This is a genomic window from Nostoc sp., assembly GCF_036917675.1.
In the GTDB taxonomy this organism is placed as follows: domain Bacteria; phylum Cyanobacteriota; class Cyanobacteriia; order Cyanobacteriales; family Nostocaceae; genus Nostoc.
In genome coordinates, this window is the sequence record NZ_JBALCT010000059.1 from 84,664 (window position 1) to 93,572 (window position 8,909).

Genomic DNA, 8,909 nt, shown 5'->3' on the forward strand with positions numbered 1-8,909 from the left:
AGTCACTTCTCAAGATAGTAGCTCGGAGATGAAAAAAAGCCTAATCTGGTTTTTGAGGTTATTCAATACATTCTTTAATGAGGGCATAAATTATGGCTGATGAAGCAGTTAAGAGAGACACCGATTCATCTGATCGAGCTGAAGTCGATACATACGATCGCGGCATTATCCCAGCTGAAACTGCTGCTCGAATCGAAAGAGAAGGAGATAAGTACAAAAAACTCCCCACAGAAGAAAGGGAGGCAGATGCACCTACGGATGACCAAACTGATCCAGAGAGTATACGCACCACTGACGGCTATACCGTGGACAAAGAAGGTTTGTCTAACAACTATGCAGTTGAACCAGAAATGTACTATGAAGTACCGGGTGATGCACGCAAACAAGCAGCAGAAGATAAGGCAGCACGTGTTGAAGAACTTGGAGAAATTAATCAGGACGAGGAAGGCAAGTTGACCGAAAAGGGTGACAATCGCGGTAGAGGCCCAGGAATAATTTAATTTACATCATCCTTTTTGCTCGGTGCAATTACAGATAAGAAGGCTAAATAGGTAGTTTGTAGAGACGCAATGATTGCGTCTTTACTTATTGTATAAATCGTTAATAATCTTTTCTAAGTCGTCTGAAGACGACTTTCGCTATTTAGACTAGTGAATTCATTCTGAGACGGGCTAGATGAGAATGAAATAGCCCTGAGTTTGACAGTTTGTCTTTTGACAGCGATCGCAACTTAACTTACACTGCCGCACTAGAGGGGTGCTGAGTACTGAGCAAAGAAAAAGAAAAAACAATTTATTCTTAATTCTTTAAAATCTTATTCTGACACTCAGGATTCATGACTCAGAACTCAGGACTTTTTTTATGGTAGATTTGTTGCTGATCACAATCCTGGGGTTTCTGGGGAGTTTTGGACATTGCTTTGGGATGTGTGGACCCCTAACGGTGGCGTTTTCTCTGTCTCATCAGCCGAAACAGACATCACCCTCAGAAAAGTCTCAGACTTGGCAACAGCAATTAAAATTTCATCTCCTGCTAAATCTGGGGCGGATGTTGAGCTATGCTCTAGTCGGTGCTGGCATTGGGGCGATAGGTTCAGTATTGCTGCAAGGTGGACAGCTAGCGGGTGTTGGCAGCGACTTCCGGCGCTGGATGGCAATTCTAACTGGTGTAATGCTGATTTGGTTTGGCTTAGGACAAGTAAAACCCGATTTGCTGCCGCGCATTCCCGTATTACATCCCCTATTGCAAGGTAGTTTACACGATCGCCTCAGCACAGGAATGATTAAGCTTTCCTTAAAAACTAAATGGTGGACACCAATGCTTTTGGGGATGACTTGGGGTTTAATGCCCTGTGGTTTCCTGTATGCTGCCCAAATTAAAGCTGCTGAAACTGGCAATTTATGGATGGGTGGGGCAACTATGCTGGCTTTTGGCTTGGGAACCCTCCCCACGATGTTAGGTGTAGGTGTCTCCACATCATTGGTAAGTAAAGACAGGCGCAGTCAGTTGTTTCGATTAGGGGGTTGGGTGACACTGATCATTGGCGCGATCACCTTGTTGCGGACTGGTGACACAATGGTAGATTACACCGGACACGCCGCCTTAATCTGCTTAATCTTGGCGTTAATTGCGCGTCCTATTAGTAGTTTGTGGGCATCACCACTGCGTTACCGCCGGGGCTTGGGGGTGGGATCTTTTGTACTTTCTGTGGTTCACACCGCCCACATGATTGAACACTCATTGCAATGGAATTTTGCCGCCTTTGATTTTATGCCGCCAGAATTTCAGTGGGGTATGGCTGCGGGTGCTGTAGCATTGGTATTAATGGCCCCCGCCGCTTTTACAAGTTGGGAATCATTGCAGAAATCTTTGGGCAAGCGTTGGCGACAGATTCATCTATTGGGTGTGCCAGCTTTGCTCTTGAGTGCCATTCATACTGTGTTGATTGGTTCCCATTATCTGGGTTCCTTGGAATCAACTTGGGGAAATAAATTAGCGGCAGTACTGGTGGGAATTATTACCCTCGGTGTCTTGATGGTGCGATCGCGCTTTTTTTGGTCAAAGTTAGCCGTAGAAAAGTTTTATGTTCCCCCAACCAAATCGCGGTAAATCATCCTTGTTCTCTGACTCAATCCCAACGAGTCAAAAACAGAGGCGTTACCTAAACAAAGGAACAAGGAAGTATTTATTATTCCTGAGTTCCTTAGTTATATCAATAACTAATCTTTACCCTGTTGCTGCTCATCAGGTTGAGGTAGCGGCAGATGTCGGCGCCACTCTCCACATTGAACCAAATGATAATCCCAGTGCTGGAGAACCCTCTCAAGCCTGGTTTGCACTTACCCGCAGAGGTGGAAGGGTGATTCCTCTGTCACAGTGTAATTGTCGGTTGGCTGTTTATGCCAAACCCTATGCAGCCGGAGAGCCACCACTCCTAGAACCAGCCTTAGAACCTGTGACAGCTGAACGCTATAAAGGCATCCCAGGTGCGGAAGTTGTCTTTCCTAAGCCAGGTATTTATGAGTTGCAACTAAATGGTAAACCAGTTTCTGGGGCAAGATTCAAACCCTTTAAGTTGAAATTTGAAGTTACTGTGGCAGGTGGCTCTAAAGAAAATACACAAAACTTGCGAGATGTCAATGGTGATTTAGGAGAGGGTCAATCTCAGAAATTACCACTTTGGGCGATCGCACTGCCAATCTTTGGATTTATCGCCATCTTAGTTGTCGTACTGCGAAGTATGAGAGGGAGTGGGGAGTAGTTAAGAGTTATGAGTCAGGAGTTGAGAGTTATGTATTCAAGACTTAGCTATTTTAGATTTTGAATTGACGGAAAAATCTAAAATTTACTAACAGACGCGATTAATCGCGTCTCTACTTCTAACTCTTAACGGTGTCGCTGTTGATGCCACTGCCACGCATGAGCGACAATATCTTGGATGGATGGATACTGAGGTTGCCAGCCTAAGATTGTTCTGGCTTGCTCGCTGGTGCCAATGAGAATTGGCGGATCGCCAGGACGGCGATCGCGTTCTTCTACTGGTATCGAAATTCCTGTTACTTCCTCGGCGGCTGCAATGACTTCTCTGACAGAGAAGCCACTACCATTACCCAAATTGAAAACTTCGCTATTCCCACCTTTTAATAAATATTCCAATCCCAAAATATGGGCATCTGCTAAATCGTTAACGTGAATATAATCACGAATACAAGTACCGTCAGGCGTGGGGTAATCAGTGCCGAAAATTGAGATAGATTTTCGTTTGCCTAAAGCTGTCATTAGCACCAAGGGAATCAAATGGGTTTCTGGATTATGATCCTCGCCAAGTAAGCCACTGGGATTAGCACCAGCAGCATTAAAATAGCGGAAACGCACTGATTGCAAACCGTAAGCAACATCAAAATCAGAGAGAATCCGCTCTACCATCAGCTTAGTAGCGCCATAGGGATTAATCGGATTTTGGGGATGGGTTTCTGGAATGGGTACAAATTCCGGCACCCCGTAAGTGGCACAGGTAGAAGAAAAGACAAATTTATTTACAGATGCCGTCAGCATTGCTTCTAACAGAGTCAAAGTGCCAACGACGTTATTACGGTAGTATTTGGCAGGGTCTGTCACCGATTCTCCTACGTAGGCATAGGCAGAAAAATGCATCACAGCAGCAATATCGCGGGTTTTAAATAGGTGATCGAGCAAGGCGCGATCGTTTGTATCCCCTACTATCAGTTCTACCTGTAAAACCCTTTCTACCAGGTCACGATGCCCATAAACCAGATTGTCAAGTATAACAACGTTATAACCCGCTTGCTTCAAAGCAAGCACCGTATGAGAACCAATATATCCAGCTCCCCCTGTTACCAAAATGGTAGGCTTTCCAGGCGACATAGTTTTTCCTTTTGAGTGGATTACTCAATCAATTTAGTTTACCTGTGTCACATTACTCTTCAGGAAAATTATAAATATTAGACGCACTGGCAAAAAATTGCACTAAAATCACTACGACGGTAGTCTTTGGGTGTGAGGTTTAAGATATTTTAAGTCAAACAGTGCGATTACAATTTGACAATAAAATAAATCCATTTCCTGAAACCTCTAGGTTGACCCTTACGGGTGACGCTTTTAGCGTCGCGATCGCTAAGAAGTCCTTAGTTGTTTTATACAGGGAAATCATGCACGGCAGTTCCTCTTGGGGAGCCTCTGCGTTAGTTGCTGGGGTTCCCCCGGTTGCACTCCTACGGAGAAGCAAGCTAGCAAGAGCGTCTTTGACAGGAAAAGCAAATGGCGTGAAAACCCCCATAAAGGTGGACTGCCTCACCACCATACTGGCTCACTGCACCAGAAAATTTGAGAGTTAATAATCTATGTTTCTATTGTTAAGCCGAGTACTGCTGTGGCTGCTGATTGGCACTATCGTATATTCTCTGTTCCAGCGATTTTATCCCTCTGGAAGTTTTGTAGGGCGATTAATCTTAGTCGTTATCTTGATAATCGTTGCCCTATCATTTCTTAACCCCAATGAACCAGCTGTGGCATCGTTGTGGAGGATGCTATCTTTTCCACTCAAGCCTCTAGGAGCCTCTGTTTTACTGATGATTTTTGCAGCTCAGAAAATCAAAGGAGGTGGAATAGAGAAACCAGGAGGAATCTTGATCGGTTGGGCGCTGACGATTTTGCTGTTGGCAAGTACACCAGCAGTCGCCTATTTCCTTTATCGGGCACCTCTAGCAATGACAGGTGAAACCTATGTAGCAACTGCTGCACCAACATCTGGGATACTGGTGGCATTAGGGCAACCAACCACCACAGCGAACGTCTCAGATGTAACAGGCGATCGCATTCTTTCTTATAATTTGAGAGTGCCTCCCTACCTATTACAAGGAAATGTTCAAGATATTCGCACACGCGGTTTACGACTTGAAGACTTTGTACCGGACGCACAAACGTTGCAATTGACGACAAGAACTTGGGAAAGTTATCTCGTTGAAATTTACAGGTTCATGCGTGTTCAACGGTAATCAAAAGAAGTCAGAATTCAGAATACAGAATTCAGAATGGAATCAGTGGGGAATTTAGACCCGCCACTGATAGCGTAGCGTAAAGCCTTCTCTTCTCCCAAGGGGAGACCCTACCGCGAACCAGAGGCAACGCCTTCGGCATGCCTTCTCTTAGAGACGCTATTCGCGTTCGCTTAGAGCGAGTGCGCGTTCGCGCAGCGTCTCGTAGAGAGCATCTTGAAGACCAAAAAATTTTGAATTTGGTGAGGGATTTAAAGCCGTTTATATTCTGAATTCTGGCTCCTGACTCCTGAATTCTTACTCCTGACTCCTGAATTCTTACTTGTTAATCTAGGATGATAAAGTTGCAAAATTGCTTTAATGGCAAAATCTCGACGAATCGCTCAACTCAGTGCTTACTTACGACCCCATTGGCGGGAGGCGTCCTTAGGGATTCTCGCTTTGTTATCTGTAAATGCACTGGGCGTTTATATCCCTTGGTTGATTCGTGTTGGTGTTGATAAACTCTCGACAACCTTCAGTGGAGACCAAATACTACATTACGTAGTAATCATTGTCTTGCTCAGTTCAGCCATGTGGTTAATGCGGATGGCATCCCGCATTTGGCTATTTGGGGTGGGGCGTCAGGTGGAATTTGACCTGAAACAACGGATTTTTGAACACTTGCTCAAGCTGGAACCGGCCTATTTTGCCAGTAATACTGCTGGCGATTTGATTAATCGCGCTACCAGTGACGTAGACAATATCAAGCGTTTATTGGGTTTTGCAGTTTTGAGTTTGGCAAATACGGTGTTTGCCTACGCCCTGACACTGCCAGTCATGCTGGCGATTAGTGTGAATCTCACACTAGCCTCTCTGGCAGTGTACCCTTTTATGCTCTTCTTGGTGAGTCTGTTTAGCGATCGCTTACGCAAACAACAAGCAGCAGTCCAAGAGCAACTGTCTGACATCAGCGAACTCATCCAAGAGGATATTAGTGGCATTGCCTTAATTAAAATCTATGCTCAAGAAGCAAATGAGCGTCGAGCCTTCGCTAAAAAAAATCAGGAGCTATTAGCGGCTAACCTGGAAATGGCAAAACTCCGAAATACACTGTTTCCTTTAATTGGCGGGCTAGCTAATATCAGTTCACTGGTAATCATTTGGCTAGGGACGGCGCAGATGTCTTCTGGAACCCTTCAGGTTGGCGACTTTTTAGCACTGTTAATTTATGTAGAGCGTCTAGTTTTCCCCACAGCCCTTTTAGGATTCACAATTACTGCTTACCAACGGGGTGAAGTTAGTATCGATAGGCTGGAATCTATTCTCTCTGTCACACCGCAAATTAAAGACACAGCTGATGCTATACATCTATCAATAGCTGAACTTAAAGGAGAAGTGACAGCTAAAAATCTCACCTACACTTACCCTGGTTCCACTACTCCAGCTTTAGAAAATCTTAACTTTACCATTGCTCCGGGAGAAACCGTGGCTATTGTTGGGGCAATTGGTTCAGGGAAATCTACTTTGGCCAATGCTTTGCCGCGCTTGCTGGATATTGAATCAGGACAATTGTTTTTAGATGGGCTGGATATTACTAAAATAGCTTTGGCAGATTTACGAGGTGCGATCGCCTATGTTCCTCAAGATAGCTTTCTATTTAGCACTACAATCAAAAATAATATCCGCTACGGTGATCCACTTAGCGAACAAGAGCAGGTAGAATCTGTCGCTCAACTTGCCCAAATTGAATCAGAAATTAACAATTTTCCCCAGCAATATGAAACTATTGTTGGTGAACGCGGTATTAATCTTTCTGGCGGTCAACGACAACGTACTGCCTTGGCTAGGGCTATGTTGGTCAATGCTCCACTATTAATTTTGGATGATGCCCTCTCTAGTGTGGATAATCAAACAGCTACGCGAATCCTTAAAAATCTCTCTGGTGATACTGAACGCAAAACAGTAATTTTCATTACCCATCAATTATCGGCGGCGGCGGCGGCTGACCGAATTTTTGTGATGGAAAAGGGAAAAATTGTTCAGATAGGCAATCATTTTCAACTGGTGCAACAACAGGGTTTATACAGAACTTTGTGGAGCCAACATCAAGTTGAAGAATTACTGCATTAACGTTCAGGGGGCAGGGGAGAAAGATACTGGAATTCACCTACGAAAAGGATTTCAGAGCAACTAAATTCTCTCGTTCCCATGCAAAGCTAGGAATGGCTGATTAGGGGCTGCTGCCTCCAGTCCAGACATTGAGCCAGAGACTCAATGAATGCATTCCCATACAGAGTATGGGAACGAGGAAACTTAAAAATATAGTATGCCCGTTCTGCTAATGTAATATCTAGCACAAGTAGATTCTCATTACCTTGAAATTCAGCGAAAAGGGTTTCAGAGCAAGTAAATTTATTTATGGGGTTTTCCACCCTGCTCCCTGGCCCTTTTCCTCATTCAGGCAATATAATCGCCGAATCACTTACGGGTGTGGGTTGGCTAACAACAGGAATGGTATCAGAGGTAGACTGATTAGCAGGTAATGTAAACGCTGCAATCACCGGATCGTGGTCACTAACAGGTTTACTAAAGCCAACATTGACATGAACAATGTCAATCTCCGGTTTAGCAAAACGGGAAAGATTTTCACTAACCAACAAATGATCAATAAGTTCAAGATTTCCTCGGAATTTGAAAGTAAACTGATCGCTAAGAGGTAAACGAGCCGTCAGATTTTCAAGAATGTTACCCTTCAAGGTCTTCAAAGGTAAGGAATCTGGTAAATCGTTTAAATCACCCAATACAATTACTTTGGCTTCGGGGTCAACTTGTAGTAGTTGCGCTACGAATTCATTCACGATTTCGGCTTGTTTCACTCGTTTAGCATCGCTGGGAGAACCTCCAAGCTTGGAAATAAAGTGATTAGCAATGATAAACACTTTTTGATCGTTAAATATAAATTCTGCTGCAAGTGGCTTACGGCTTTGATCGAAAGCACTATTTGTTGGGTCAATCCGACCTGGGTTAAGCGAGAGGTCAAAACCATTTGAACCTTCAGTAATAGCCACAGCATCTAATGAACCGCCTTTTCTAGGCGCTTTTGCGAGAGTTATCTGGCTGGGTTGAAACAATAAACCAACACGAATATTACCTCCAGGTTCTCCACCATCTTGATCATCGCTGGGTGCAATATCCACAAAGTTATATCCTGGACTACCGATATTTTCAAGCGCCGCAATCAGTTTTTGGTAAGTCTGGTTGGCATTGACAACGTTATCATTAATTGGCCCGTTGTTATCCTGAACTTCAACTAAACTGATCACATCCGGTGCGTTCAAATTATTAGCAATAATTTTGGCAATATTATCAAAGCGTTGATCTTTAGGGTCTAAATTCTCCACATTAAAAGTTGCAACAGTTAATACATCCTGTGAATTTTTCAGAGATGTTGTTTCACGTTCCGCAACTAAAGGTAAAGGAGTTGACAATTGAGCTATTGCACTAAGTTGCAGTGGACTAATCCATGCAAAGAAGATGAGAGGAATACTAAGTAGTAGCAATTTGATGAATTTCATTCTCTCTTCCAATGAACCTACTTTCTAGATTAGTCTTTTTGCTAATATAGTTCAGTTAAGATAAGTTTTAAATTGGGTAAAGGGAAGCATTCCACTTGGGAATAAATACTAGCATCAAAGGAAATTGCGGCTAGATTTTTGAACTACATTTGCAGTCGAGTAAGTACCGTGTTAAATGTCAAGTGTCAATTATTAAGTAGGTAGGCGTAATTAAATATATAGCGTTTCCTAATCACATGAAGTACATCATAGCCCCCTCATCGCTTGCGGGGAGGCAGGGTGGATTAATTGTCGAGAGAGAAAAGTTTTTCTCTCTGGACCGTTGAACTCACAGGCA

The 8,909-nt window shown here is 43.7% G+C and carries 7 protein-coding genes; 5 read left to right on the plus strand and 2 right to left on the minus strand.

All coding sequences use genetic code 11. The features are described 5' to 3' along the window. Window positions 1-92 precede the first annotated feature (92 nt). The 3 genes from V7K31_RS22485 to V7K31_RS22495 all read left to right on the plus strand — a co-directional run bounded on the left by V7K31_RS22485 (window position 93) and on the right by V7K31_RS22495 (window position 2,761). On the plus strand, window positions 93-500 hold the full coding sequence (locus V7K31_RS22485; RefSeq protein ID WP_335096944.1) for a hypothetical protein: 408 nt from the start codon (window positions 93-95) through the stop codon (window positions 498-500). Window positions 501-861: 361 nt separating this feature from the next. Next, window positions 862-2,109, plus strand: coding sequence for an urease accessory protein UreH domain-containing protein (locus tag V7K31_RS22490; RefSeq protein ID WP_335096945.1), 1,248 nt, complete (start codon window positions 862-864; stop codon window positions 2,107-2,109). Then, window positions 2,084-2,761, plus strand: coding sequence for a hypothetical protein (locus V7K31_RS22495; protein ID WP_335096946.1), 678 nt, complete (start codon window positions 2,084-2,086; stop codon window positions 2,759-2,761). The genes V7K31_RS22490 and V7K31_RS22495 overlap by 26 nt, the downstream gene beginning before the upstream one ends. A gap of 125 nt (window positions 2,762-2,886) precedes the next feature. Here V7K31_RS22495 and galE read toward each other — a convergent pair whose 3' ends face one another. Continuing rightward, window positions 2,887-3,885: a UDP-glucose 4-epimerase GalE gene (gene galE, locus V7K31_RS22500; RefSeq protein WP_335096947.1), complete on the minus strand. Its 999-nt coding sequence runs from the start codon at window positions 3,883-3,885 to the stop codon at window positions 2,887-2,889. A gap of 476 nt (window positions 3,886-4,361) precedes the next feature. On the opposite strand from galE, the gene V7K31_RS22505 reads away from it, so the two are divergent. Together V7K31_RS22505 and V7K31_RS22510 are read left to right on the plus strand one after the other, a co-directional pair. Further along, window positions 4,362-5,015 (plus strand): hypothetical protein, encoded by a 654-nt coding sequence (locus V7K31_RS22505; protein ID WP_335096948.1) that lies wholly within the window; start codon window positions 4,362-4,364, stop codon window positions 5,013-5,015. A gap of 360 nt (window positions 5,016-5,375) precedes the next feature. After that, window positions 5,376-7,127: an ABC transporter ATP-binding protein gene (locus tag V7K31_RS22510; protein WP_335096951.1), complete on the plus strand. Its 1,752-nt coding sequence runs from the start codon at window positions 5,376-5,378 to the stop codon at window positions 7,125-7,127. 323 nt (window positions 7,128-7,450) lie between these two features. On the opposite strand, the gene V7K31_RS22515 is transcribed toward V7K31_RS22510, so the two are convergent. Continuing rightward, window positions 7,451-8,572, minus strand: a complete 1,122-nt coding sequence (locus tag V7K31_RS22515; RefSeq protein ID WP_335096952.1) for an endonuclease/exonuclease/phosphatase family protein — start codon at window positions 8,570-8,572, stop codon at window positions 7,451-7,453. Window positions 8,573-8,909 lie beyond the last annotated feature (337 nt).